Origin of the sequence: Thermomonospora cellulosilytica (assembly GCF_014138835.1) — a bacterium.
Classification (GTDB): Bacteria; Actinomycetota; Actinomycetes; order Streptosporangiales; family Streptosporangiaceae; genus Thermomonospora; species Thermomonospora amylolytica.
On sequence record NZ_JACJII010000001.1, the window covers coordinates 6,117,124 to 6,141,952 of the forward strand.

General features: G+C 73.3%; 24 protein-coding genes. 7 read left to right on the top strand and 17 right to left on the bottom strand.

The window, feature by feature from the left end:
• Nucleotides 1-81 precede the first annotated feature (81 nt).
• A complete protein-coding gene (locus HNR21_RS28845; RefSeq protein ID WP_182707658.1) occupies nt 82-669 on the top strand; it encodes a hypothetical protein in 588 nt (195 codons plus the stop codon).
• A 39-nt stretch (nt 670-708) separates the two neighbouring features.
• Here the strand turns inward: HNR21_RS28845 and era are convergent, their stop codons facing one another.
• The 6 genes from era to HNR21_RS28875 form a co-directional block, all read right to left on the bottom strand.
• Nucleotides 709-1,641: a GTPase Era gene (gene era, locus HNR21_RS28850; protein WP_182707659.1), complete on the bottom strand. Its 933-nt coding sequence runs from the start codon at nt 1,639-1,641 to the stop codon at nt 709-711.
• A gap of 87 nt (nt 1,642-1,728) precedes the next feature.
• Nucleotides 1,729-2,067, bottom strand: a complete 339-nt coding sequence (locus HNR21_RS28855) for a cytidine deaminase-like protein (RefSeq protein ID WP_119731950.1) — start codon at nt 2,065-2,067, stop codon at nt 1,729-1,731.
• A gap of 31 nt (nt 2,068-2,098) precedes the next feature.
• On the bottom strand, nt 2,099-3,415 hold the full coding sequence (locus HNR21_RS28860) for a hemolysin family protein (protein WP_182707660.1): 1,317 nt from the start codon (nt 3,413-3,415) through the stop codon (nt 2,099-2,101).
• 85 nt (nt 3,416-3,500) lie between these two features.
• Nucleotides 3,501-3,977, bottom strand: a complete 477-nt coding sequence (ybeY, locus tag HNR21_RS28865) for an rRNA maturation RNase YbeY (protein WP_119729466.1) — start codon at nt 3,975-3,977, stop codon at nt 3,501-3,503.
• A gap of 4 nt (nt 3,978-3,981) precedes the next feature.
• Complete coding sequence (locus HNR21_RS28870; RefSeq protein ID WP_119729465.1) at nt 3,982-5,028, bottom strand: PhoH family protein; 1,047 nt, start codon at nt 5,026-5,028, stop codon at nt 3,982-3,984.
• Nucleotides 5,029-5,152: 124 nt separating this feature from the next.
• The gene (locus tag HNR21_RS28875; protein ID WP_119729464.1) at nt 5,153-5,503 is read right to left on the bottom strand and encodes a histidine triad nucleotide-binding protein; all 351 of its coding nucleotides are present in this window, start codon (nt 5,501-5,503) and stop codon (nt 5,153-5,155) included.
• Nucleotides 5,504-5,892: 389 nt separating this feature from the next.
• Between HNR21_RS28875 and HNR21_RS28880 the strand changes: the two genes are divergently transcribed.
• Together HNR21_RS28880 and HNR21_RS36175 are read left to right on the top strand one after the other, a co-directional pair.
• Nucleotides 5,893-6,480 carry a SigE family RNA polymerase sigma factor gene (locus HNR21_RS28880; RefSeq protein WP_182707661.1) on the top strand — a complete coding sequence of 196 codons (588 nt, stop codon included), beginning with the start codon at nt 5,893-5,895 and terminating at the stop codon, nt 6,478-6,480.
• On the top strand, nt 6,477-7,145 hold the full coding sequence (locus HNR21_RS36175; protein WP_182707662.1) for a hypothetical protein: 669 nt from the start codon (nt 6,477-6,479) through the stop codon (nt 7,143-7,145). Before HNR21_RS28880 ends, HNR21_RS36175 begins: the two co-directional genes overlap by 4 nt.
• A gap of 44 nt (nt 7,146-7,189) precedes the next feature.
• Here HNR21_RS36175 and HNR21_RS28890 read toward each other — a convergent pair whose 3' ends face one another.
• The 3 genes from HNR21_RS28890 to hrcA all read right to left on the bottom strand — a co-directional run bounded on the left by HNR21_RS28890 (nt 7,190) and on the right by hrcA (nt 10,226).
• Nucleotides 7,190-7,924 carry a 16S rRNA (uracil(1498)-N(3))-methyltransferase gene (locus HNR21_RS28890; protein WP_119729461.1) on the bottom strand — a complete coding sequence of 245 codons (735 nt, stop codon included), beginning with the start codon at nt 7,922-7,924 and terminating at the stop codon, nt 7,190-7,192.
• A gap of 151 nt (nt 7,925-8,075) precedes the next feature.
• The gene (gene dnaJ, locus HNR21_RS28895; protein ID WP_119729460.1) at nt 8,076-9,212 is read right to left on the bottom strand and encodes a molecular chaperone DnaJ; all 1,137 of its coding nucleotides are present in this window, start codon (nt 9,210-9,212) and stop codon (nt 8,076-8,078) included.
• Nucleotides 9,213-10,226: a heat-inducible transcriptional repressor HrcA gene (gene hrcA, locus HNR21_RS28900; RefSeq protein WP_119729459.1), complete on the bottom strand. Its 1,014-nt coding sequence runs from the start codon at nt 10,224-10,226 to the stop codon at nt 9,213-9,215.
• 179 nt (nt 10,227-10,405) lie between these two features.
• Here hrcA and HNR21_RS28905 point away from each other — a divergent pair, with 179 nt between their 5' ends.
• Nucleotides 10,406-11,239, top strand: coding sequence for a DUF3097 domain-containing protein (locus HNR21_RS28905; RefSeq protein WP_182707663.1), 834 nt, complete (start codon nt 10,406-10,408; stop codon nt 11,237-11,239).
• Between the two features lie 64 nt (nt 11,240-11,303).
• On the opposite strand, the gene hemW is transcribed toward HNR21_RS28905, so the two are convergent.
• Complete coding sequence (gene hemW / locus HNR21_RS28910; protein WP_182707664.1) at nt 11,304-12,512, bottom strand: radical SAM family heme chaperone HemW; 1,209 nt, start codon at nt 12,510-12,512, stop codon at nt 11,304-11,306.
• Nucleotides 12,513-12,547: 35 nt separating this feature from the next.
• Nucleotides 12,548-13,003 carry an antitoxin YezG family protein gene (locus tag HNR21_RS28915; protein ID WP_182707665.1) on the bottom strand — a complete coding sequence of 152 codons (456 nt, stop codon included), beginning with the start codon at nt 13,001-13,003 and terminating at the stop codon, nt 12,548-12,550.
• A 223-nt stretch (nt 13,004-13,226) separates the two neighbouring features.
• Between HNR21_RS28915 and HNR21_RS28920 the strand changes: the two genes are divergently transcribed.
• On the top strand, nt 13,227-14,057 hold the full coding sequence (locus tag HNR21_RS28920) for a hypothetical protein (protein ID WP_312881391.1): 831 nt from the start codon (nt 13,227-13,229) through the stop codon (nt 14,055-14,057).
• Nucleotides 14,058-14,159: 102 nt separating this feature from the next.
• Entirely contained in the window at nt 14,160-14,645 is a 486-nt protein-coding gene (locus HNR21_RS28925; RefSeq protein ID WP_182707667.1) for a DUF4870 domain-containing protein, read from the top strand.
• Nucleotides 14,646-14,655: 10 nt separating this feature from the next.
• On the opposite strand, the gene HNR21_RS28930 is transcribed toward HNR21_RS28925, so the two are convergent.
• The 3 genes from HNR21_RS28930 to lepA all read right to left on the bottom strand — a co-directional run bounded on the left by HNR21_RS28930 (nt 14,656) and on the right by lepA (nt 19,297).
• Nucleotides 14,656-15,387, bottom strand: coding sequence for a Uma2 family endonuclease (locus tag HNR21_RS28930; protein WP_182707668.1), 732 nt, complete (start codon nt 15,385-15,387; stop codon nt 14,656-14,658).
• A gap of 67 nt (nt 15,388-15,454) precedes the next feature.
• A complete protein-coding gene (locus HNR21_RS28935) occupies nt 15,455-17,161 on the bottom strand; it encodes a hypothetical protein (RefSeq protein WP_182707669.1) in 1,707 nt (568 codons plus the stop codon).
• 291 nt (nt 17,162-17,452) lie between these two features.
• Nucleotides 17,453-19,297: a translation elongation factor 4 gene (gene lepA, locus HNR21_RS28940; RefSeq protein WP_119729451.1), complete on the bottom strand. Its 1,845-nt coding sequence runs from the start codon at nt 19,295-19,297 to the stop codon at nt 17,453-17,455.
• A gap of 460 nt (nt 19,298-19,757) precedes the next feature.
• Between lepA and rpsT the strand changes: the two genes are divergently transcribed.
• The gene (gene rpsT / locus HNR21_RS28945; RefSeq protein ID WP_119729450.1) at nt 19,758-20,033 is read left to right on the top strand and encodes a 30S ribosomal protein S20; all 276 of its coding nucleotides are present in this window, start codon (nt 19,758-19,760) and stop codon (nt 20,031-20,033) included.
• An 85-nt stretch (nt 20,034-20,118) separates the two neighbouring features.
• On the opposite strand, the gene HNR21_RS28950 is transcribed toward rpsT, so the two are convergent.
• The 3 genes from HNR21_RS28950 to HNR21_RS28960 all read right to left on the bottom strand — a co-directional run bounded on the left by HNR21_RS28950 (nt 20,119) and on the right by HNR21_RS28960 (nt 24,408).
• Nucleotides 20,119-20,595, bottom strand: coding sequence for a hypothetical protein (locus tag HNR21_RS28950; protein WP_312881393.1), 477 nt, complete (start codon nt 20,593-20,595; stop codon nt 20,119-20,121).
• Between the two features lie 270 nt (nt 20,596-20,865).
• Complete coding sequence (gene holA / locus HNR21_RS28955; RefSeq protein ID WP_119729448.1) at nt 20,866-21,825, bottom strand: DNA polymerase III subunit delta; 960 nt, start codon at nt 21,823-21,825, stop codon at nt 20,866-20,868.
• Nucleotides 21,826-22,245: 420 nt separating this feature from the next.
• Nucleotides 22,246-24,408, bottom strand: coding sequence for a ComEC/Rec2 family competence protein (locus HNR21_RS28960; protein ID WP_312881394.1), 2,163 nt, complete (start codon nt 24,406-24,408; stop codon nt 22,246-22,248).
• Nucleotides 24,409-24,829: the final 421 nt, after the last annotated feature.

Sequence of the window (24,829 nt, forward strand, 5' to 3'; positions counted from 1 at the left end):
GGTGAGATCTCGGTGTCCGCCCCAACGTACCCGTGCCCCGTCGCGTACGCCGCTCGGATGATCGCCTTCTACGCTGAGCACATGCCAGGTGACCACGGCCAGGACGGCGGCCGCCGACCGCAGGGCGAGCCCCGGCCCCGGCCCGACTTCCTGCCGCCCGAGCCGCCCGAGCCGGTAGAGCCGGTAGAGCCGGTCGAGGCCCCCGGGGCGGCCGCCCCGCGGACCCGGGCCTCCGCCGCGCCGGCCTGGGCGGCGGCCCGCCTGCTCACCGCCGTGATCCTGCTGGTGTCGCCGTTCCTGCCGTGGGCCAGGATGCGGATCCGCCTGGAGGGGTTCGGCGCGGCGCTGGACCATGACCTGGTCTCCGTGGAGGGGGTCAACCTGGACGGCACCGGGCAGGTCGTCCCGGTGCTCGCCGTGGTGGCGATCGTCATGCTCGGCTGGGGCCTTTGGGCCGCGGATCCGCGGATCGGCGCGCTGGCCGCCGTGCCGGCCGCGCTGTCCCTGCTGGCCTGCCTGATCTTCGTGCTGCGGCTGGAGCGGATCCGCACCGAGTACGGCCTGACCCGGCGGTGGTCGGCCGGCCTGGAACTGACCGCCGACTACGGCTGGTACCTGTCCCTGGCCGCCGCGCTCCTGCTCACCGGCCTGGCCCTGGCCCGCCGCTGAACGCCCGCGCGCCGCGCCGCCGCGCCGGCGTCGCGCGCCTCACGCGTCGAAGCCGAGACGGCGCAGCTGCTTGGGGTCGCGCTGCCAGTCCTTGGCGACGCTGATCCGCAGGTCCAGATAGATCCGGACGCCCAGCAGCGCCTCGATCTGCTTGCGGGCGGCGGTGCCCACCTCGCGGAGCCGGGAGCCCTTGCGGCCGATCACGATGGCCTTCTGGCTGGGGCGCTCCACGAACAGGTGGGCGTACACGTCGACCAGGTCGTCGCGGCCCTCCCGGGGCGACATCTCGTCCACCACGACGGCGATGGAGTGCGGCAGCTCGTCGCGGACGCCCTCCAGCGCCGCCTCCCGGATCAGCTCGGCCACCAGCACGTGCTCGGGCTCGTCGGTGAGGTCGCCCTCCGGGTACAGCGCCATGCCCTCCGGCAGGTGCGAGATCAGCAGGTCGGCGAGCAGGTCCACCTGGAAGCCACGGGCCGCGGAGACCGGCACGATGTCGGTGAAGTCGCCGAGCCGTTCCACCCGCAGCAGCTGCTCGGCGACCTGCCCGCGGTCGGCCAGGTCGGTCTTGGTGACGATGGCCACCACCGGGGTCCCGCGCACGTTGGCCAGCTCCCGGGCGATGAACCGGTCGCCGGGGCCCACCTTCTCGTCGGCCGGCACGCAGAACCCGATCACGTCCACCTCGGTGAGGGTGGAGCGCACCAGGCTGTCCAGCCGCTCGCCCAGCAGGGTGCGCGGCTTGTGCAGACCCGGGGTGTCCACCACGATCAGCTGGGCGTCGGGCCGGTGCACGATGCCGCGGATGGCCCGCCGGGTGGTCTGCGGACGGCTGCTGGTGATCGCCACCTTGGTGCCGACCAGGGCGTTCATCAGGGTCGACTTGCCCACGTTGGGGCGTCCGATGAAACAGGCGAACCCGGACTTGAAGCCACCGGCGGTCGTGTCGGTCGTGGTCTGCGGCGATGTCACCCCTCGATTGTCGCCTACCCGGCCGCCTGGCCGGTCCGCCGAACATGCCCGGCGCGCCCGGCGCGAACGGCCCGGGCGCGGGGCCGGTCAGGGCGCCAGCGTGGCGCGCAGCGACCCGTCGGGGGCGGCGAGCAGGATCGGCGCCTTGCCGCCCAGCGCGCGGACCGCCGCGACATCGGCGTCCGGGACCTGCTCGGCGGCGGTGACGACGGCGGCGGCCTCCAGGTCCTCGGCGCCGCTGGACACCGCCATGGCCACCGCCACCTGCAGCGCCGACAGCTTCAGCGAGGGCAGGTCCACGCTGGTCGCCGCGTAGGTCCGGCCGGTCTCGTCACGCACGGCCGCGCCCTCGGCGGCGCCGTTGCGGGCCCGGGAGGAACGGGCCAGCGTGATGATCTTCGCGTCCTCGGCACTGATCTCGCTCACGGCCACCAGCCTAGAGGCCGCGCCGCCCGGCTCAGCCGCGGGCCCGCGCCGAGCCGGCGTCCCGGCCGGCGGGCTCCTCGCCGGGCGCCCGGCGCACCAGCACGGTCCCGATCCGGTTGCGGCGGCCGGCGATGCTCTCGGCGGTCAGCTCCAGGCCCGCCACGGTGGCGGTGGACCCCTCGATCGGCACCCGGCCCAGCGCGTACGCCAGCAGCCCGCCGACCGTGTCCACCTCCTCCACGTCGATCTCCACGCCGAACAGCTCCCCCAGCTCGTCGGCCGGCAGCCGGGCGGTGACCCGCGCCCGCTCGCCCTCCTCCAGCCACTCCACCCGCGGGATCTCCCGGTCGTACTCGTCGGCGATCTCCCCGACGATCTCCTCCAGGATGTCCTCGATGGTGACCAGCCCGGCGGTGCCGCCGTACTCGTCGATCACGATGGCCACGTGGGTCTGCTGCGCCTGCATCTCGCGCAGCAGCTCGTCGATGGGCTTGCTGTCGGGCACGTAGGTGGCCGGGCGCATCACCGACTCCACCAGTTCCACCGACTCGCCGCCGGGATGCTCGTGGGCGCGCCGCACGACGTCCTTGAGGTAGGCGATGCCGACCACGTCGTCCTCGTTCTCGCCCACCACCGGGATCCGGGAGAACCCGCTGCGCAGCGCCAGCGACAGCACCTGCCGCAGGGTCTTGCCGCGCTCGATGAACACGATGTCGGTGCGCGGCACCATCACCTCGCGGACCAGCGTGTCGCCCAGCTCGAACACCGAGTGGATCATCTCGCGCTCGTCCGGCTCGATCAGGCTGCGCTGCTCGGCCAGGTCGACCAGGTCGCGCAGCTCCGCCTCGGTGGCGAACGGCCCCTCCCGGAACCCCTTGCCCGGGGTCAGCGCGTTGCCCACCAGGATCAGCAGCCTCGGCAGCGGCCCCAGCACCCGGGTCAGCGGATGGATCGCCGCCGCCCCGGCCAGCGCGATCCGGTCGGCGTGCTGGCGGCCCAGGGTGCGCGGCCCCACCCCCACCACCACGTAGATCACCACGATCATGACCAGGGCGGCGGCCGCGTACGCCCGCCAGCCCTCGGCCAGCCAGGAGATGCACAGGTCCGCCACGATCACGGTGGCGGCCAGCTCGCAGCTGATCCGCAGCAGCAGCACCAGGTTGAGGTACCGGGCCGGGTCCGCGACCACCTCGGCCAGCAGGTCGGCGCCCCGCCGGCCCTGGCGGACCAGTTCCTCCACCCGGACCCGCGACACCGTGGTCAGCGCGGCCTCCACGCTGGCCAGCAGCCCCGCCACCACGACCAGCCCGGCCGCGATGGTCACCAGCCAGCCGTGCGCCGTGCTCATCGCTCCACCCCGTTCACCCGTCCGCGGCCCGCCGGGCACGGGACCGGCCCCGGGCCGTGGCCGCCCGCCGGGGCGGCGGGGCGTTTCATGTCCGGGAGCGTTCGTCCCGCCAGGAGCGCAGCAGCCGCGCCTGCAGGTCGAACATCTCCTTGTGCTCCTCGGGCTCGGCGTGGTCGTACCCCAGCAGGTGGAGGATGCCGTGGGTGCACAGCAGCTCCAGCTCGGCGAGGGTGCCGTGGCCGGCCTCGGCGCCCTGGCGGGCGGCCACCGCCGGGCACAGCACCACGTCGCCGAGCAGCGCCGGGTCGGCCGCGTCGTCGTCGGAACCGCCGGGCTGGTGGCCGGGCCGCAGCTCGTCCATGGGGAACGCCAGCACGTCGGTGGGGCCGGGCTCGCCCATCCACTTCTCGTGCAGCTCGCTCATCGCCGGCTCGTCCACCAGCAGCACCGACAGCTCCGCCAGCGGATGCACCCGCAGCCCGTCCAGCACGTGCCGGGCCAGCCGGGCCAGCCGCTCCTCGTCGACCTCGACGCCGGACTCGTTGAGGACCTCGATGCTCATCGGCTCACCGCCGCTTGCGGGGGCCGCCGCGGGCCGGCTTGACCTCGGTGGGGGACTGCCGGTCGAACCGGTCGTAGGCGTCCACGATCTGCGTGACCAGCTTGTGGCGCACCACGTCGTTGCTGGTCAGCCTGCAGAAGTGGATGTCGTCGATGCCCTCGAGGATCTCCTGCACCACATGCAGGCCGCTGTGCTGGCCGCTGGGCAGGTCCACCTGGGTGACGTCGCCGGTGACCACGACCTTGGAGCCGAAGCCCAGCCGGGTCAGGAACATCTTCATCTGCTCGGGCGAGGTGTTCTGCGCCTCGTCCAGGATGATGAACGAGTCGTTCAGGGTGCGCCCGCGCATGTAGGCCAGCGGCGCCACCTCGATGGTGCCCGCGCTGATCAGCCGGGGGATCGAGTCGGGGTCGACCATGTCGTGCAGCGCGTCGTACAGCGGCCGCAGGTACGGGTCGATCTTCTCGTACAGCGTGCCGGGCAGGAAGCCCAGCCGCTCCCCCGCCTCCACCGCGGGACGGGTGAGGATGATCCGGTTGACCTTCTTGTCCTGCAGCGCCTTGACCGCCTTGGCCATGGCCAGGTACGTCTTGCCGGTCCCGGCCGGGCCGATGCCGAACACGATCGTGTGTCTGTCGATGGCGTCGACGTAGCGCTTCTGGTTGAGCGTCTTGGGGCGGATCGTGCGGCCCCGTCCGGACAGGATGTCCAGGGTGAGGACCTCGGCGGGCGACTCGGCGGTCTCGGCGCGCAGCATCGCCAGGCTCCGCTCCACCGCGTCGGGGGTGAGCTGGGCGCCGCTGGTGAGCAGCGCGATCAGCTCCGTGAACAGCCGGGAGACCAGCTCGCCCTCGTCCTCGGGGCCGGTCACGGTGATCTCGTTGCCCCGGACATGGATGTCGCTGTGGAAGGCGCGCTCGATGACGTGCAGCAACTCGTCACGGGAACCCAGCAGGCTCACCATGGAGTGGTCGTCCGGCACCACGATCTTGACCTGGGAGACCCGGCCGCCACCGCGGCCCGCGGCTCCCGCGTGAGTGATTTCCACCATCAGCCGGCCTTGTGGCCTTTTGACCTGCTCTCTGTCGCGATTGATCCGGTGCTCGCCTCCATGGTACCGACGGGCGAGGACATCGCGCTCGGTCATTTCCGCGGGCCGGCCGGCCGCGGGCCGCTCAGCCCGGCGGCCAGTTCAGGCCGCGGCCGCCGAGCACGTGCGCGTGCACGTGGAAGACCGTCTGCCCGGCCCCCGGGCCGGTGTTGAACACCACCCGGTAGCCGGAGTCGGCGACGCCCTCGTCCACGGCGACCCGATGCGCCTCGGCCAGCACCTCGCCGAGCAGGGCGGCGTCGGCGCCGGCCAGCGCGGCCACGTTGACGTGGTGCTCGCGCGGGATGACCAGCACGTGGGTGGGCGCCTGCGGGTTGATGTCGCGGAACGCCACGACGCGCTCCGACTCCCGGACGATCTGGGCCGGCACCTCACCGGAGACGATCTTGCAGAACAGGCAGTCCGAGGTGGACACGGGCAGGCTCCTTGGGGCTCGCCGAGGCGGCGTGACGCCGCACCGCTGGACCGTTCGGCCGGTGGGCATCCTATCGAGCCGCCCGGCGGCCGCGGGGCGGCGGCACCGGCCTTTCCCTCGCGGCGCCCGCCGCAACTCCCGCGTCCCGCCCGCCCCGCACGGTCCCGGCGGGACGTCGGACAACGGCGGACAACGACGCGAATGCCCGTTGCGGGCGGCGGGAACGGCGCGGGCTGGCTAAGGTTGCAGGGCGACGAACCCCCCGGCTCGCGGGCGATCCGCGCATCGCGAAAGGGCGGGGTTCGCCTGTCCACGCCGTACCGGAGTGTCCAGCGATGGACGCGGGGGTCGGCAAAGGCGGCGGATACATGACCGAGGCACTACAGAACATGCCCTTTCGTAAACCGGACGACGAGGGAACGCGTCCCACGGATGTGACCGAGACCCTCGTGGCCAGGGGCACGGCCGGGGCGATGTCCGTCGCCTGGGACGCCGACCAAGCCGTGACCGCGCTGTACGCGTCCAACTACCGCCCGCTGGTGCGGCTGGCCGCCATGCTGGTGCGCGACGTCGCCACCGCGGAGGAGGTCGTCCAGGAGGCGTTCATCGCCATGCACGGCGGGTGGCGGCGGCTGCGCGATCCCGACAAGGCGCTGTCGTACCTGCGCCAGGCGGTGGTGAACCGCTCGCGCTCGGTGCTGCGGCACCGGGCCGTGGTGGAGAAGTACGCCCCCAAGGGACTCCCCGACGCGCCCAGCGCCGAGCTCGGCGCCATCGTCGAGCTGGAGCGCAGCGCGGTGGTCGACGCCCTGGCCAAGCTGCCCACCCGGCAGCGCGAGGCGCTCGTCCTGCGCTACTACGCAGACCTGTCCGAAGCCGAGATCGCCCGTGCGATGGGCATCAGCCGCGGCGCGGTCAAGAGCCACACCGCCCGCGGCATGGCCGCCCTGCGCAACGTCCTGGAGCAACTGTCATGACCACCGACCCCCACGACGAGTACGGCGAGATCCTGCGCCGTGCGCTGCACGCGGAGGCGGAGAAGGTCGAGCCCGCTCCGGACGGCCTGGAACGCATCCGGGCCGGTATCGAGCGGCGCTCGGGCGGCCGGACGTGGGACCCGGCGCTGTGGCTGCCCGAGTGGCTGCGGCCGTCCGGCGGCTGGGCCCGCCCGGTGCTGGCCGTGGCCGGCGTCATGCTGGCCGTGGCGCTGGGAGTGTCGGCGCCGCAGACCATCGACCGCATCGCCTCCGTCGGCGACCGCGGCCCCTCCGAGAGCCGGGAAGACCCGGCGGTCGCCGCCTCCGGCTCCGGATCCCGGCAGTACCCCGGCGCGCCCGTCTCCCCGGTGGACCCCGACCGTCCCACCGGAGCCCCCGCCTCCCCCGCGCCCACCGCGTCCCCCGGCGCACCGGGGAACGTCGCCTGCGCCCCCGAGGACCTCCCCGGCATCGCCGCCACACCCTCTCCCACCACCCCGGCTCCCACCGCGTCGGCGGTCCCGTGCTCCGGTCCCACCGACCCGCAGCCCGGCGGCGACGACCCCGGCACCCCCACCGGCGACCCGGACTCCCCCACGTCCTCCCCCGAAAGCCCGACCGGCGTCCCGCAGACCCCCGCCCCGGGCGAGACCAGCGCCCCCTGACCCGGACGGCGGGGCGCTGGAGCACGCCGTGAACGGCGTGCGGGTCACCAGCGGCCGGTGGCGCTGAGGAGGACGGCCGCGGCGGCGACGCCGGCGGTGGAGGTGCGCAGGACGGTGGGTCCCAGGCGGACGGGCACGGCGCCGGACTCGGTGAACAGGTCGAGTTCCTCGTCGGTGATGCCGCCCTCGGGGCCGACCACGACGACGATGTCGCCCGTGGCGGGCAGGTCGACGGCGCGCAGGGGAACGCTCGCCTGCTCGTGCAGGACGAGGGCGCGGGCGGCGGCGGACAGCCGGGCGGCGACCCGGGCGGTGTCGGCCAGGTCGGCGACCTCGGGCAGGCGGCTGCGGCGGGACTGCTTGGCCGCCTCGCGGGCGGTCGAGCGCCAGCGGGCCAGGGCCTTGTCCTTGCGGTCGGCGCGCCAGCGGGTGATGGAACGGGCGGCCTGCCAGGGGACGATCTCGTCGACCCCGACCTCGGTCATGGTCTCCACGGCCAGTTCCCCGCGGTCGCCCTTGGGCAGGGCCTGCACGACCACCAGCCGGGGGCTGGGCGGGTCGTGACGGTGGCGCGCCAGCACGTCCACCACCAGGCGGTCCTTGCCCTCGACCGCGGCGACGACGCCCTCGGCGAGCAGGCCGGCGCCGTCGGTGAGGTCCACCCGCTCACCGGGGCGCAGGCGGCGGACGGTGACCGCGTGCCTGCCCTCCGGGCCGTCCAGGACGACCCGGTCGGCGGTCAGGCGGGCGGCCTCGATCAGGAAGACGGGGGCGCTCACATCCGCCTCCACGCATGCGGACCGCCGCCGGGCGTGCGCAGCCCGTTCACCGCACCGTGGAGAACGGGCCCGGCCGGGCGCGGGCGCGCGCCGTCCCGGCTCACCGGCGGGGACGCCGGGCCGGGACGGCGCCGGAAGCGACGAAGGTCCACTAGTGGCTGTTGAAGACGTCCCGCAGGCGGGAGAAGAAGCCCTGCTGGCCGGGGGCGAACTTGCCGGGCGGGCGTTCCTCGCCGCGCAGCTTGGCCAGCCGGCGCAGCAGCTCCTCCTGCTCCTCGTCCAGCTTGGTGGGCGTCTCGACGTTCACATGGATCATCAGGTCGCCGCGGCCGGACTCGTTGAGGTGCCGCACGCCCCGCCCGTACAGCGGGATCACCTGCCCGGACTGGGTGCCGGGCCGGATGTCGACCTCCTCGGGGCCGTCCAGGGTCTCGATGATCACCTGGGTGCCCAGCGCCGCCGCCGTCATCGGGATCTGCACGGTGCAGTGCAGGTCGTCGCCCTCCCGTTCGAAGATCGGGTGCGGGCGTTCGACGATCTCCAGGAACAGGTCGCCGGCCGGGCCGCCGCCGGGGCCGACCTCGCCCTCGCCGGCCAGCTGGATGTGCGTGCCGCTCTCCACGCCGGCGGGGATCCGCACCTTGATGGTGCGGCGGGTGCGGACCCGGCCGTCGCCGGAGCACTCCGGGCACGGGTGCCGGATCACGCTGCCGTAGCCGCCGCAGTGCGGGCACGGCCGGGCGGTCATCACCTGGCCCAGGAACGACCGGGTGACCTGCTGCACCTCACCGCGGCCGTGGCAGGTCTCGCAGGTCTCCGGGTGGGTGCCGGGCGCGGTGCCGGCGCCGGAGCAGGTGGTGCACACCACGGCGGTGTCGATGGCCAGCTCGCGGGTGGTGCCGAACGCGGTCTCGGCCAGGTCCAGCTCCACCCGCAGCGTGGCGTTGCGGCCGCGCCGGGCACGGCTGCGCGGCCCCCGCGAGGTCGCGGTCCCGAAGAAGGCGTCCATGATGTCGCTGAACGGGAACCCGGCCGCGCCGAAGCCGGCGCCCGCCCCGGCGGCCCCGCCCGGTGCGAACGGGTCCGCGCCCAGGTCGTACATCTCCCGCTTCTTCGGATCGGAGAGCACCTCGTAGGCCTGGGTGATCTCCTTGAAGCGCTCCTGGGTCTCCGGGTCCGGATTGACGTCCGGGTGGAGTTCGCGCGCGAGCCGCCGGTAGGCCTTCTTGATCTCGTCCGGGCTCGCGTCGCGGCGCACCCCCAGGATCGCGTAGTAGTCGCGTGCCACTTACGACCCCGCGAGGATCTGTCCGACGTAACGTGCCACTGCCCGTACCGCTCCCATCGTGCTGGGGTAGTCCATCCGCGTCGGCCCCAGCACGCCCAGCCGGGCCAGTGCCTGGTCGCCGACGCCGTAACCGGCGGCCACCACGGAGGTGGACCGCAGACGCTCGTGTGGATTCTCGGTGCCGATCCGTACCGTCAGACTAGACGAATCGCCGGCCTCCCCGAGCAGGCGCATCAGCACCACCTGCTCCTCCAGGGCCTCCAGCACGTCGCGCAGGCTCTGCGAGAAGTCCACGTGCGCCAGGTTGGCCGCGCCGGCGAAGACGATCTTCTCCTCGTGCTTGTCGACCAGGGTCTCCAGCAGCACCGACAGCACGGTGGCGGCGACCGGCCGGTCGTCGGGCGCGACCTGCTCGGGCAGGTCGGCCACCGCGGTCGGGGCGTCGGCCAGCAGGCAGCCGTCCAGGCAGGCGTTGAGCAGGGCGCGCAGGTGCGCCACCGACTCGTCGGAGACCTCGGCGGGGGTCTCGATCACCCGCTGCTCCACCCGCCCGGTGTTGGTGATCAGCACCAGCAGCAGCCGCTGCTCGGCCACCGGCACCAGTTCCACGTGCCGGACCGAGGAACGCGACAGCGACGGGTACTGCACCACCGCCACCTGGCGGGTCAGCTGCGCCAGCAGCCGCACCGTCCGGCCGACCACGTCGTCGAGGTCGTAGGCGCCGTTCAGGAACGTCTCGATGGCCCGCCGTTCGGCGGCCGACAGGGGCTTGATCGTCGACAACCGGTCCACGAACAGCCGGTACCCCTTGTCCGTGGGGACCCGGCCGGCGCTGGTGTGCGGCTGGGTGATGTAGCCCTGCTCCTCCAGCACGGCCATGTCATTGCGGATGGTCGCCGGCGAGACGCCCAGGCTGTGCCGCTCCACCAACGCCTTCGAGCCCACCGGCTCGTTGGTGGAGACGTAGTCCTCGACGATGGCGCGCAGCACCGCGAGTTTGCGGTCGTCGAGCACGTGGTCACCTCCTTGCGGCCCGCATACTGGCACTCCTTGCCCTCGAGTGCCAAGTCTACGGCGATTCGGCTGCTGCCGGAGGGCCCGGCGCGGTATCCTTCGCCCCCGCCACGCCGCCCCACCGGCGACGACGCGCCGGGTCCGGCCGGACGCCGGGCCGCGTGGTTAGAGTCCGGTCCGTGCGCAGCAAGGATTATGGCGACGACGTGCTGGCCGGGGACTGGCGCAGGCCCCGCAAAGGGCGGATCCCCGAGGTCCCGGCCGAACGCGGCCTGGTGGTGGAGGACCCCGACAGCGGGTTCTGCGGAGCGGTGGTCGGCTGTGACAAGTATGGCGTGACGCTGGAGGACAGGTTCGGCGAACGCCGGGTGTTCCCGCTGGCCAAGGCGGGGTTCCTGCTGGACGGCGAACCGGTGACGCTGGTCCGGCCGCAGCGCGCGCCGCAGAGCGGCCGCCCGGTCCGGTCGGCGTCCGGCTCGATCGCGGTCGGCGGCCTGCGCGCCCGGGTGGCCAGGGAGAGCCGGATCTACGTCGAGGGCCTGCACGACGCGGAGCTGGTGGAGAAGATCTGGGGCCACGACCTGCGCGTCGAGGGCGTGGTGGTGGAGTACCTGGAAGGGGTGGACGACCTCCCGGCGGTGGTGGAGGAGTTCGCCCCCGGACCGGGCCGCAGGCTGGGCGTGCTGGTGGACCACCTGGTCCCCGGGTCCAAGGAGAGCCGCATCGCCGCCCGGGTCACCTCCCCGTACGTGCTGGTGACCGGGCACCCGTTCGTCGACATCTGGCAGGGGGTCAAGCCGTCGGTGCTGGGCTTGGCGGCGTGGCCCGACGTGCCGCGCGGGGTGCCCTGGAAGGAAGGGGTGCTGGAGGCGATCGGCTGGCCCGTGGACGTGGGGGCGGCCTGGCGGCGGATCCACGATTCGGTGCGCAGTTTCCGGGACCTGGAACCGGAACTGCTCGGGCGTGTCGAAGAGATCATCGACTTCGTCACCGCTCCCGAGCCCCCCGCCTGACGCTCGCAAGGCGCACGGGCCGATCGTGAAGTGACGCGCGTCCCGGGCGGCCCGGACCGGCGGGTCAGGTCAGGTCGCGGACGACGGCGTCGGCCAGCAGCCGGCCGCGCAGGGTGAGGACCGCCCGGCCCCGCTCGTAGGCGGCGGGCTCGAGCAGGCCGTCGGCGATGGCCCGCCGTACCGCCGCGTCGTCCAGCAGTTCCAGCGGACAGCCCTCGGCCAGCCGCAGTTCCAGCATGATGCGTTCGATGCGGCGGTCCTCGGCGTCGAGGACCTCGCGGGCGTGCGCGGGACTGCGGCGTTCGGCCAGGCGGGCGGCGTACGCGGCGGGATGCTTGACGTTCCACCAGCGGGTGCCGCCGACGTGGCTGTGCGCGCCCGGGCCCACGCCCCACCAGTCGGCGCCGGTCCAGTACAGCAGGTTGTGGCGGCAGGCGGCCCGCGGGCCGCTCGCCCAGTTGGAGATCTCGTACCAGTGCAGGCCGTGGGCGCCGAGCAGTTCGTCGGCCATCAGGTAGCGGTCGGCCATCGCGTCGTCGTCCGGGGTGGCCAGCTCCCCGCGCCGCACCCGGGCGGCCAGCCGGGTGCCCTCCTCCACGATGAGCGCGTACGCGGACACGTGGTCGGGACCGGCGTCCAGCGCGGCCTCCAGCGAGGCCCGCCAGTCGTCGTCGCTCTCCCCCGGCGTTCCGTAGATCAGGTCCAGGTTGACGTGCTCGAACCCGGCCTGCCGCGCCCACCGCACGACCTGGGGGACGCGCCCGGGGGTGTGCACGCGGTCCAGCACCGCCAGCACGTGCTCGCGGGCGCTCTGCATCCCGTACGAGATGCGGGTGAACCCGGCGGCGCGCAGCTTGCCCAGGTAGCCCTCGTCGACGGTCTCGGGGTTGGCCTCCGTGGTGACCTCGGCGTCGGCGGCCAGGCCGAACTCGGCGTCGATCGCGCCCAGGATCCGCCCCAGGTCGTCGGGCGGCAGCAGGGTGGGCGTCCCCCCGCCGAAGAACACCGTCCGCACCGGCAGCTCGGCGTCGCCCAGCACCCGCCGGGCCAGCCGGACCTCGGCGATGGCGGTGTCGGCGTAGGACTCGCGGCCGGCGCCCGGCCCCAGCTCGGTGGCCGTGTAGGTGTTGAAGTCGCAGTAGCCGCAGCGGGTCACGCAGAACGGCACGTGCACGTAGAACGCGAACGGGCGCTCGCCCAGCCCGTCCAGGGCGCTTGCGGGCAGCGCGCCGTCGGCGGGCACGGGGTCGCCATCGGGCAGGATCGCGGGCACCCGTCCAGTCTGCCCGCTGCGCGGGAGTGCCCCGGTCAGCCGGTCCCGCCGGCCGCCTCGCGGAGCTTGGCGCGCAGCCAGTCGGGGGTGTGCTCGCGGGAACGGGGGAAGCGGTCCAGGTCCAGGGCGTACGCGGACGCGGTCAGCCGGGGCCGGAAGTCGGGCTCGCTGTCGTAGTCGAACTCCACGCTGTAGCGCCCCGACCGTTCGATGTCGAGCCGGGCGGTGAACCAGGCGCCCTTGTCCCGGCGGTAGGTGTCGGCGCGCAGCTCGTCCATGTACTTGACGGCGCGGCCCGGCGGTACGAGCGGGCGGACGGTGCCGTCCATGCAGACCGCCTCCAGGCAGGCGCTGTCGATCCCGACCGTGGCGTAGAAGGCGAAGCTCAGCCGCCGCCATCCCGGGGGCGCGACGGCGGACAGCGCCCGCACCGCGCTCTCCACGGTCCGCCGCTCCTTGGGCGAGCGCAAGACCTGGTCAGGCTGGGTCACTGGAACCTCCTGGGCGGCGAGCTTGGGTCCGACGCTATCGCCCCTTACCGCCGCGTTGTGGGAGCCGCACTCGATGATCCCGGACGGGGCTCCCGCGCTCCCCCGGCCCTGCGGTGTGTGCGTACCTTTTGTGAACTGTAGGGCGCTCGGCGAGGACCGGTCTGCGTAGAGTGCCGGTCGGCGCGATGAAGGCGGGGGCGACATGTGGAGTGGGGACGCGCGCGTGCCCGTGCGGGTCGTGCTGCAGGGCGACGACGAGGGCTGGCGGTGCGTCGTCGTCAGCGGCGACGGGGTCGAGGAGCGCATCCCGCTGGGCGGCGGCGGGGTGCACTGGCAGTCGGGGGGACGCCGGGACGGCGAGCCCGCCTGGTGGCGGCGGAGGCTGGGCGAGATCGCCGAGTCGCTGCGCGAGCGCGTCGGGATGCTGCTGACCGACCGGTGCTTCGAGACGTTCGGCGGGGAGGCCGACATCGTCTGGCTGGAGGTCGACGGGCCGACCTGCTGGGAGGGGCTGGTGACCCTGCGGGAGCCGGACCCGGCGCGGTTCCCCGGCCGGGTGGCCCCGTTCGTGGTCACGCTGGTCCCCGGGCGCGGGGCGCTGCTGCCCCGGGCGTCCCTGCTGTTCGACACGGTCGCGGCGGACGCCTGGAGCACCCTGGAGGCGGTGGCGCGGTCCTGCGGCACTCCCCCGCCGCAGGACCGGTTCCTGTGCGGGTGGACCGGTCATCGTTCGGTGCGGGTGGGGCGGGGCCGGCTGGCGGTCTCCACCGAACGGCATCCGGACGGCAGCGAGCGGATCGGCGAGGTGTTCGCCGAACGCCCGCCCGGGTGGGGCGGCAACCCGCCGCTGCGGCTGCGGCTGGACGGCATCGACCTGCTGGACGAACCGGCCGGGGACGTGGTGGAACTGCTGCGCGGCCTCGGCCACGAGGTGGTCGCGCTGCCCGGCCGCCGGCGGGTCCCCGGGCTCGGGCTGGTGCTGCACGAACGCCGCCCGCGGGACGCGGCGGACGGGCGGTTCGCCGGGGCGTCGCTGACCCCGCCGGCGGGCTGACTTTTCCGCACGAAGTGGCCGGATCGGTGAACCGCGTAGCCGTCCGGACACTCATAGACTGCGACAGAACTTCCTTTGTGGACCCTGTGAGAGGAGTCCGCCATGGCCTACGGCCCTCCCCCGCCGGCTCCGGGTCCCGGCCCACAGCCGGGCTACGGGCAGCAGGCGCCGTGGCAGCAGCCACCGCCCCCCGGCCCGTACGCGCCGCCGCCCGTTCCCGGGCCCGTGGGCGGACCGGCGCCGCGGGCGCCGCTCGGCCCGCCCACGCCCGACGAGCAGAACTGGGCGCTGATGGCCTACCTGGCGCAGTTCCTGACCTCGGCCGTCGCCCCGCTGCTGATCCTGCTGCTGAAGGGCCGGTCGCCGTACGTGCGCAGGCACGCCCGGCAGGCCCTGAACATCGCGATCGGCGCCCTGGCGGTGTGGATCGTGGGGATCCTGCTCATCCAGGCGGCGGACGTCCTGGCGTTCATCCCGCTGGCCTACACCGGCGTGGTCATGTTCTTCCTGGTCCGCGCGTCGATCGCGGTGAACCGCGGGCAGGACGTCACGGTGCCCGCGTTCGTGGCCTGGCCGCTGCTGAAGTAGGCCCGCCCGATCAGGCGGCGGGCTCGGGGCCGGGCAGGATCGTGATGGTGCCGGGCCGGCCGGCGGGCTGGTCCAGGCGCACCACCCGGCCGGGATAGGTGCGTTCGGCGATCGCCACGTCCCGTTCGTCCCACTCCCCGTAGAAGATCGGGCAGCCGTCCTCCAGTTCCACCTTCTCCGCGCCGGTCGGCCAGCGATGCCCGAACGCGTCGACGAGGATCGGCTCCTCGCACGACGGCAGGTCGGGTCCGGTGTGCTCCATGCTGTTCCCCCTCCAGTGCCCCGCCCAGCGGGACGACTCGTCGAAGATCGCCTCGTGCGCCAGCTCGATCGGCAGCGGCGCGGTCACCTCGTGGCGCCCGCCCGGTCCGATCCGGACGCGTTCGGCGTAGACGCCGTCGAGGAGTTCGTGGACGCGCACCGTGGGCTCGTCCCCGCCCGGGTCGACCACCCAGTAGTGCGGGACCCCGAACCGCTGGTAGGCGTCCTTCTTGGCGCCCAGGTCACGGGCCCGCGAGGCGGGGGAGGCCACCTCCACCGCCAGCAGTGGCGGCCCCTGCACGCACCAGCGCTCGCCGTCGCACTGCTCGCCGCGGCAGACCGCCAGGTCGGCGCGCAGCCAGGTGTCGTCGGCCAGCCTGACGCCGCAGCCGGTCAGCGACCGGATCCCGGCGGTCTCGGCGACGGCCACGGGGACGACGAGGTTGGAGACGAGGATCTGATGCAGAAGTGAATGACCCACGACGCACAGTGTCGTGCCCACAACGGCGCGTAGGCGGAGATTTACCGATCCTTGGCACGGAGCGGGCTCACTCCCCGCCGGAACGGCGGCGCAGCTCGTCGGCGAACCTCCCGAGGCAGTCGGCGAGCCGCCGGTCGGTCATCTCCCGCACCGGGCCGCCGCAGTCGTCCTCCTGCTCCTTGTTCCCCGGCGGAACCGGTTGCGGCGCGTTCCCGCCGGGGGTGACGGTGCGCGGAGTGACCCGGCCGCTGGCGCTCAGGTCGATGTAGAACGCGGTCTGGCCGTTCTGCACCCCGTACACCCGCCAGGACTCGCCGCCCAGCGGGGTGAACTCCTGCAGCTCGCCGCCGGAGTTGACGAAGTTGGGGTACGGGCTGGACGGGCCGGAGATGTGCGCCACGGCCCGGGCCCTGAGCCTGGCGACGTCCGTCACCATCGGGTCGCCGTCCGCCAGCACGTGCACGTCGTAGCGGTTCAGCCGGCCGGCGGCGGTCTGGTCGGCGGGGGCGACGCCGTAGGCCACCAGCGCCTCGGACTCGCTGTCGCGCGGGGTCAGCGGCGTGACGTAGTACAGGCGCCGGTCCGGCCCGCGCAGCAGGTACTCGCCGGAGTTCTCCTCCTGGGCGTCGTCGTCGCTGGGCTCGAAACCGAACGACGAGCGCTGACGGTGCTCCCGGCCCGCGGACCACTGGGTGGCGTCGCGCTGCGCCCGGACCAGGGAGATGGGATAGACGGGGCCGGGCAGCTCCCCGGGCCTGACCTGGGCCCGGTGGGAGGTGACCGGGCTGCCGGTGGGCGAGCCGCGCAGGACCAGCACTCCCCCGGCGGTGTGGACGGTGCGGGAGCCGTGGCCGATCTGCCGCTTCACCGGGATGACGATGACGGGGCGGCCGTCGTCGCAGTACCCCCAGATGTCGGTGTCGTCGTACACGAGCCGCCGGTGGCGTTCGGCCAGCAGGTTGCGCAGGTTGTTCTTGCGCCCGCCGCCGAACGCGCGGTTCATCCGGTACGTCCCCTCGAAGCGGCACACGCGGGCGGTGTTGGTGGTGCCGTCCCACTCGGCCACCCCGTACATGGGCTGCCGGATCTCGGACCCGTCGAGGACGGCCGACCAGCGGCCGGTGTCGGGCTGCGCGCCCCACAGGTAGGTGAGGGTCTCCTCCATGATGTCGACCCGCTGGACGGTCGAGGCGGCGTTGTTCATGGCCGTGCGCGCCGCCGCCAGCGACGACGTACGGGCCTCCCAGCGGACGTTCCGGATCGAGGTGCCCTGGACGACGCACGAGCGGACGTCGTGGGCGCCGACGCGGTCGCAGGCGCGGCCGTCGCCGGACCGCGCGCCGTCCAGCACGTCCGTCATCGAGCCCGGCGGGCGGTTGAGGTCGGGCACGTGGAACACGGTCTGCGAGCTGTAGTAGCGGCCGGCGTCCTTGTCGTTGTCCCACAGCGCCACCGGGAACGCCCACAACAGCACCGCCAGGCCGAGGAGCCCGCAGACGCCGCCCGCCCAGCCTCCGAAGGTCTCGTACCCGTCGGAGAACGCGGCGATCGAGACGAACAGGCCGACCGCGACCAGCAGCCAGCCCAGCGGGGTGAGGGCGGTGAGGTCCCCGTCCGGGAAGAGGTGGCGCTGGATCAGCATGGGCAGGGTCTGGTTGTACCTGAACCCCGGCGTCAGCCACCGCAGGAGCAGCAGGGTCAGCCAGCACAGGGCCGGCACCGCCAGCCAGATCATCAGCAGCCGCAAGACCGCCGTCGCCCAGCGCCCGCCCATCCGCGATCACCCCGCCGTCCCGGCCCGCGCACCGGGCTCCGCGGCCGTGGTGCCGGGTGGACGCATCCCCCGGCCCGGCCGTCGGGAGCACCGGAAAGACTCGTGTGCTCTTTGACCGCGGAGCGGGGACGGCGGTTGCCGGAAGACAGCCTTTTGTCACCTTTGCGGACGGATCCGCCCAGACCCTTCCCTGCCGGATGAATCCGATCCCGCACGCGTGCGATGTTCCGGCCGCCGCCGGGACCTACCGGACGGGCTCGGGGGCCGTCCGGCGGCGGGCGGCCGGGCGGGTCACTTCTTGGCCTTGTCGGCGGCGGGGCCGCCGGTGGACAGGGCGGCGACGAAGGCCTCCTGGGGGACGTCGACCCGGCCGATGGTCTTCATCCGCTTCTTGCCCTCCTTCTGCTTCTCCAGCAGCTTGCGCTTGCGGGAGATGTCGCCGCCGTAGCACTTGGCGAGCACGTCCTTGCGGATGGCGCGGATGTTCTCGCGGGCGATGACGCGGGCGCCGATCGCCGCCTGGATGGGCACCTCGAACTGCTGCCGCGGGATCAGCTCCTTGAGCTTGGCCGTCATCATCAGGCCGTACTCGCGGGCCTTGTCCTTGTGCACGATCTGGCTGAAGGCGTCCACCGACTCGCCCTGCAGCAGGATGTCCACCTTGACCAGGTCGGCCTCCTGCTCGCCGCTGGGCTCGTAGTCCAGCGAGGCGTAGCCGCGGGTGCGGGACTTCAACTGGTCGAAGAAGTCGAAGATGATCTCGCCGAGCGGCATGGTGTAGCGGATCTCGACGCGGTCCTCCGACAGGTAGTCCATGCCCTGCAGGGTGCCGCGGCGGCCCTGGCACAGCTCCATGATCGCGCCGATGTGCTCGCTGGGGGTCAGGATGGTGGCCTTGACCACCGGCTCGTACACCGCGCCGATCTTGCCGGCCGGGAACTCGCTGGGGTTGGTGACGACGTGCTCGGTGCCGTCCTCCATGATCACCCGGTAGATCACGTTCGGGGCGGTGGCGATCAGCGCCAGGTCGAACTCCCGCTCCAGCCGCTCCCGCACGATCTCCATGTGCAGCAGGCCCAGGAAGCCGCAGCGGAAGCCGAAGCCCAGCGCCGCCGAGGTCTCCGGCTCGTACACCAGCGCGGCGTCGTTCAGCCGCAGCTTGTCCAGGGCGTCGCGGAGCTCGGGGTACTGGTCGCCGTCCACCGGGTAGAGCCCGGAGAACACCATCGGCTTGGGATCCTGGTAGCCGCCGAGCGGCTCGGGCGCCGGCTTGGAGGCGGTGGTGACGGTGTCGCCGACCCGGGCCTGCCGGACGTCCTTCACCCCGGTGATCAGGTAGCCGACCTCGCCCACGCCGAGCCCGTCGACCGGCTTGGGCTCCGGCGAGATCACCCCGACCTCGAGGGTCTCGTGGGCGGCGCCGGTGGACATCATCAGGCTCTTCTCGCGGCTGGACAGATGACCGTCCACGATCCGCACGTACGTCACCACGCCGCGGTAGGTGTCGTACACCGAGTCGAAGATCAGCGCCCGGGCCGGGCCGTCGGGGTCGCCGCTGGGCGGCGGGACCGTCTCCACGATGCGGTTGAGCAGCTCGGGCACGCCCTCGCCGGTCTTGCCGGACACCCGCAGCACGTCCGACGGGTCGCAGCCGATGATCCCGGCCAGCTCCTCGGCGTACTTGTCGGGCTGGGCGGCGGGCAGGTCGATCTTGTTGAGCACCGGGATCAGGTGCAGGTCGGCGTCCAGCGCCAGGTACAGGTTGGCCAGCGTCTGCGCCTCGATCCCCTGCGCGGCGTCCACCAGCAGCACCGCGCCCTCGCAGGCCGCCAGCGAACGGGACACCTCGTAGGAGAAGTCCACGTGCCCCGGGGTGTCGATCAGGTTGAGCACGTAGTCGCGCCCGTCGGGGCCCTGCCACGGCAGCCGCACCGCCTGGCTCTTGATGGTGATGCCGCGCTCGCGCTCGATGTCCATCCGGTCGAGGTACTGCGCCCGCATCTGGCGCTCCTCGACCACTCCGGTGAGCTGCAGCATCCGGTCGGCCAGGGTCGACTTGCCATGGTCGATGTGCGCGATGATGCAGAAGTTGCGGATGATCGCGGGATCGGTCTTGTTGGGCTCAGGCCTGGGCACCGGGGTCCGTTCGACAACTCACAAAGGGATGGATTCCTGCCGTCTCCCATAGTCCCATGTCCCCCGCCGTGCTCCGTCCCCGCCCGCGCCCGTGCGCCCGTGCGCGGCCGGATCCGCACGTCGTTCCGCGTGTCCCTGGGCGGATCCCATGCGGAACGGGACGCATGTCCCATGCGGGCGGGATGGCCGGCCTCCTACCTTTTCCTCATGCCCCGCGTCCTGGAACGCCGCCCGGGATGCGGGGCGCGGGCGGTGGCGCCTTCGATGGCGCCACCGCCCGAGCGCTATCGTTGAACGACCGCGGCGCCCGCTCCGGTTTGGGATACGGGCCCGCAGGTTGGTAGGCTGTGCGACTGCGTGTGGCGTAGCGCCGTGCCGCGAGCACCGCCGCCACGTTTTTCCCGTTGGAGCCCGCCGCCCGAGGCGGGCGTGGATTGCGACCAAGCTGAGGCACTACGACGTGGCGAACATCAAGTCCCAGATCAAGCGGAACAAGCAGAACGAGAAGGCTCGGCTGCGCAACAAGGCGGTGAAGTCCGAGCTGAAGACGGCCATCCGCAAGTTCCGTGAGGCCGCGGAGGCCGGCGACGTCGAGGCGGCCATCGCCGCTCAGCGCCACGCCGCCCGCAAGCTCGACAAGGCCGCCAGCAAGGGCGTCATCCACAAGAACCAGGCCGCCAACCGCAAGTCGGCCATCGCCAAGCGCGCCGCCGCCCTGCAGACCGCCGGCCGGTAACACCCGCACGGCTCCGGACGCCGCACGCCCCCGAGGGCTGCGGCGTCTTCGCTTTGCCATGCGGCCCGCCGGTCCTCGGGCGACCTCAGGCGATGGGCGTGGGGTCGAGGTCGGCCGTCACGGCGGCCTCGACGTCCGCCCAGGTGGGGGTGTGGGTGACCCATGCGGGCGGGGGTTCGGGCTGGGGGCCGAAGAGGTACCGGTGCCCGACGACGTCGCGGAGCGCCCGGTGGACGTCCAGGCGGTCGTCGATCATGTGGGTGATCCCGAGTTCGGCGCAGTGAACGGCCTTCTCCGCCCGCTTGCGGCAGAAGCGGATGTTGCCCGCCGGAGTGCCGGTGCGCTCCCAGAACTCGTGCCGGTCGAGCCACAGGCGCGTCTTCCGCTCGGTGACCGGGCCGCACTTCGAGATGACCCACACGCGCCTCTCGAACAGCTCCGACAGCCGGCCGAGCACCTCGAAGGCGCCTTCCGTGGCCGGGGTGCGCAGCGCCTGCTCGAGATCACCGCCCAGGAAGACGGTGTCCTGAGCGCCGTCCGCAAGCCCTCCGCCCTGGATCACACGACCGAAATCCACCCCCAGTCGTGGTTCTGTTGCATTCATTCCCCCAGGGTGGCCCGAGCGCCTTTCCCGGGAAAACCGATTTTTTCGGGCACCGGCCGACAGTGACCTCCGTACGCCGGAAGCCGGAGGGATGCCGGCCGGCGATCGCGGCGCGAACCACCGGCTCCGCTTTGTCCGCGAGAGACTCCACCGCAGCCCCGCCTCTCGGCACTACTTGGGCGGTCGGTCCGAAGGCGCCGTGGGACACCCGGTGCGCGGGCGGACGGGTCAGCGGGATCCGCGGGCGGCGACGATCTGGGCGATCGCCTTCTCCAGCGCGTAGGCGGGATCGGTCGCGCCGCCCTTGACCTGCGCGTCGGCCTCGGCGACCACGCTGAGGGCCTGCGCCACGCCGTCCGCCGACCAGCCGCGGAGCTGCCGCTGGAGACGTTCGATCTTCCACGGCGGCATGCCGAGCTCCTTGGCCAGCCCGGCCCCGCGCGCGCCCCGCGGGGCGCCGCCGACCTTCGCCAGGCCCCGGACCCCCTGTGCCAGCGCGCTGACGATCAGCACCGGAGGGGTTCCGGTCACCAGCGCCCACCGGAGCTGTTCCAGCGCCTCGGCGAGCCTGCCCTCCACGGCCTTGTCGGCCACGGTGAAGCCGCTCACCTCGGCGCGTCCCCGGTAGTACCGGGCCACCGCGCCGTCGTCGATCTTCCCGCCGGTGTCGGCGACGAGCTGGCTGCAGGCGCCGGCCAGCTCCCGCAGATCGCTCCCGACCGCCTCGATCAGGTTCCGCGCCGCGTCCTCGCCGATCGTCCCGCCGCACCGCCGGACCTCGGCCCGGACGAACGCGACCCGTTCCGCCACTTTCGTGATCTTGGAGCAGACCACCTTGCGCGCGCCCGCCTTGGTCAGCCCGTCGACCAGCGCCTTGCCCTTGGCACCCCCCGGATGCAGCGCCACCAGCGCGACATCGTCGGCCGGCCGCTTGGCATAGGCGACCACCTCGGCGATCAGCTCCTTGCCCAGGTCCTGCGCCGAACGCAGCACCAGCACCTTCCCGCCGCCGAACAACGACGGCGAGGTCAGCTCGGCCAGCCGCCCCGGCTCCAGGCTCCCGGGCTCCAGCTCGATGACCTCGGTCTCCGGATCCTCCGCCCGCGCGGCGGCGACCACCTCACCGACCGCCCGCTCGGCGAGCAGTTCCTCATCCCCGACGATCAGCGTCAACGCATCCGCAGGCACCCCAGCAGCATGCCACGCCCCGCCCGCGCCCACGTCCGCCCGTGATCAGTCGGCCGAGTCCCGAGAGCGACCGACCACCGCCCCCGTCGCCCGCCCCGGCCGCAATCGGCCACCGCTTCCAGGGCGGTCCGCGCAGGACGGGGTGATGGCGGGGGCCGGGGTGGGGTTGACCACGGAGGGAGGGGAGAGTGGCCAACCCCACCGTCACGGTTAGACATCAACTCCTCCGGGCTGGTTGGTCAAAGATCGGTATTGGAGCGCCGATTCATTAATTCCGGCCACCCGGGAACGCAAATGGTTTCAAAATGCACATGTTCGGAATCTGAGAAATGGTTTCGGGTGGGGTGGCGGGATGTCCGATGTTCCCCGGGGGCTTTCCGGGACGTTCCGTCGCCCTGTGCGGGCCGGTCCTCCGGGCGCTCACCGTCCTTCCGTCCGGCAGCAAGCCCGCATGATCTTCCCGCCGGGACGGGGCTGCCGTGTGATGACGGTGAGGCCGCGGCGGGTGGGGACGACGGCGATGTCGCCGTGCAGGTCGGTGCGGTAGACGCGCATGCCGAGGCGTTGCAGGAGGGCGAGGGTGCTGGGGGCGGGGTGACCGTAGTCGTTGCCCTCGCCCACGGAGGTTATGGAGATCGTGGCCCGGGTGGCGGCCAGGAAGGCGGGGTCCTGGTACCTGGCGCCGTGGTGCGGGACCTTGAGGAGCTGGACGTGCGGAACGCGTGGCAGGAGGGCGCGCTGGGCGTCGATCTCTATGTCGCCGGTCAGCAGGGCGCTGAAGCCCGGCCGGCGCGCGAGCAGTACGACGCTGGTGTTGTTGACGGCCTCGCCGTCGGCGTCGGAGAGCAGGGCGGGTCCGGTGGTCGCCGGAGCGAGGATCTCCAGGGTCAGATCGCCGATGCGCCATCGGTGGCCGGCCGTGGCCGGGCGGACCGCCAGCTCGGCCAGGTGGCGGTCCTCCTTGCCGTTGGTACGGGCGCTGGTGACGACCGTTCCGACGGAGCGCCCGCGCCGAACGCCCGGTGTGCCGTCGATGTGGTCCGCATGCGGATGGGTGAGGACGAGCAGCGGGATCGAACGGACGCCGAGCCCGTCCAGGCAGGAGTCGACGAGATCGGGGTCCGGGCCGGTGTCCACGACGACCGCCTGACCCGGGCCTGTGGCCAGCACCCCGGCGTCGCCCTGCCCCACGTCGCAGGCCACGTACTGCCAGCCCGCCGGAGGCCAGTCCGGTGCGGTGACCCGCATGAGCACGCCTGCCGCGATCACCCCGGACAGGACCGCCGCCGCCAGGGCGAGCAGCGGGCGACAACGCCAGAGCAGGTAGCCCACCGCCCCGGCGAGCAGCACGGCGGCCGCTCCGGCGGTGCCCTCCCGCCAGGGCAGGGTGGCGTACGGGATCCCGGCGGTGACGCGTGCGACGCCGATGATCCAGCCGACCGCCAGCCCGGCGGGCCACACCGTCAGCCGTGCCACGGGCATCGCCACGGGGGCGATCGCCGCCGTCAGGGCGCCGAGCAGGGTGGCCACCGGCACCGCGGGCATGGCCAGCATGTTGGCGGCGATGGACGCCGCTGCGATCTCGCCGGTGAGCATCACCAGGACCGGCAGGCAGGCCAGCTGGGCGGCGGCCGTGACGGCCAGTCCCTCCGCCACCGGACCGGGCAGCCGGCGGCGCAGCCGTTCCCGCCAGCGCGGGGCCAGGACCAGCAGCCCTCCGGTGGCCAGCACGGACAGCGCGAACCCGTACGAACGCGCCAGCCCGGGATCGAGGAGGACGAGCAGCAGCACCGCCGCGCTCAACGCCGGTAATCCCTGGCGTTCCCGGCCGGACATGAACGCCAGCAGGCCGATCAGCGCCATCACCGTCGCACGCAGCACACTGGGCTCCGGCCGGGCGACGACGACGAACGCCAGCAGCGCCAGGGCGGCCGGAACGGGCGCGCGCCTGCGGCCGAGCCCGGTGAACCGGCAGATCGCCAGCACGGCCCCGGCCACGATGGCCAGGTTCGCGCCCGAGACGACCAGCAGGTGCGTGAGTCCCGCGGCGGCGAAGTCCTCGGCGAGTTCCGGAGGCAGCCGTGACGTGTCCCCGACGACCATGCCGGGCAGCACCGCGCCCTGGTCGGCCGGGAGAACGGCGGCGGCCTCGCGCAACCTGGCCCGTACCGTCTCCGCGGCACGCTGCACGGCCGGCGGCTCGCCGAGCGGCTGCGGCGGACCGCGTACGATCCCGACCGCGGCGAGAAGCTCGGCGTGCCGCGGCGGGGCCAGCCGTGCGTTCGCCCGCACCCGCTGGCCCGGCACCAGGCTCCGCCATGCGGGATCCATGCCGATCAGCAGAACGGGCACCCGCACCGTGATCGGTCGGCCCGCGGCGCGCACCCGTTCGGCCCTCGCCCGCACCAGCGCCATCGTGCGCTCCTCCGACTGCCTGACCTGGGGATCCCCGGTGACGACCGCCTCCAGCGACACGCGCGCGTCCGCCTCGGCGAGGTCCCGCACCGGTCCGGAACTCACCGCCGACAGCCGCAGCCCCGTCCCGGCCGCCGAAGCGGCCACGCACACCAGCACCGCACCCACGAGCCCTCCAGCCGCCCAGGACACGCCGCCTCGGCCCGCTCGCGAAAAGCCACCCCTCCGGCGACCGGGTAAGAAGCCAAGGACCAGCGGCACTCCGACCGAGGCACCCACAAGCGCCACCGCGTACGCGACCGCCGGCCCGGTGTCCAGCAGCACCCACGCCGACCCCCACGCCCCCAGCGCGGGAGCCACCAGCCGCAGGTCATGCCCTCGGCCACCATGCGCCCCGTCCGTACCGACCAACGCCGACCCTCCTTCCAGGCACCGCCCAACACGACCGCCCTCTTGCAACCCCAAGGGCGGCCATACGCCACATCAGCAACACCGCTCGCTCAACTCCCACACGCAACAAGCCGAATCGCCACCACTGCACATCACCCCTCACAGCCGCCGTCCAGATGACCCCGAAACCCGCCCACAC

Coding starts and splice junctions, on each gene's coding strand:
- HNR21_RS28845 (WP_182707658.1), top strand. CDS start 82: ATGCCAGGTGACCACGGCCAGGACGGCGGCCGCCGACCGCAGGGCGAG.
- HNR21_RS28860 (WP_182707660.1), bottom strand. CDS start 3,415: ATGAGCACGGCGCACGGCTGGCTGGTGACCATCGCGGCCGGGCTGGTC.
- ybeY (WP_119729466.1), bottom strand. CDS start 3,977: ATGAGCATCGAGGTCCTCAACGAGTCCGGCGTCGAGGTCGACGAGGAG.
- HNR21_RS28870 (WP_119729465.1), bottom strand. CDS start 5,028: ATGGTGGAAATCACTCACGCGGGAGCCGCGGGCCGCGGTGGCGGCCGG.
- HNR21_RS28880 (WP_182707661.1), top strand. CDS start 5,893: ATGCCCTTTCGTAAACCGGACGACGAGGGAACGCGTCCCACGGATGTG.
- HNR21_RS36175 (WP_182707662.1), top strand. CDS start 6,477: ATGACCACCGACCCCCACGACGAGTACGGCGAGATCCTGCGCCGTGCG.
- HNR21_RS28925 (WP_182707667.1), top strand. CDS start 14,160: ATGGCCTACGGCCCTCCCCCGCCGGCTCCGGGTCCCGGCCCACAGCCG.
- HNR21_RS28935 (WP_182707669.1), bottom strand. CDS start 17,161: ATGGGCGGGCGCTGGGCGACGGCGGTCTTGCGGCTGCTGATGATCTGG.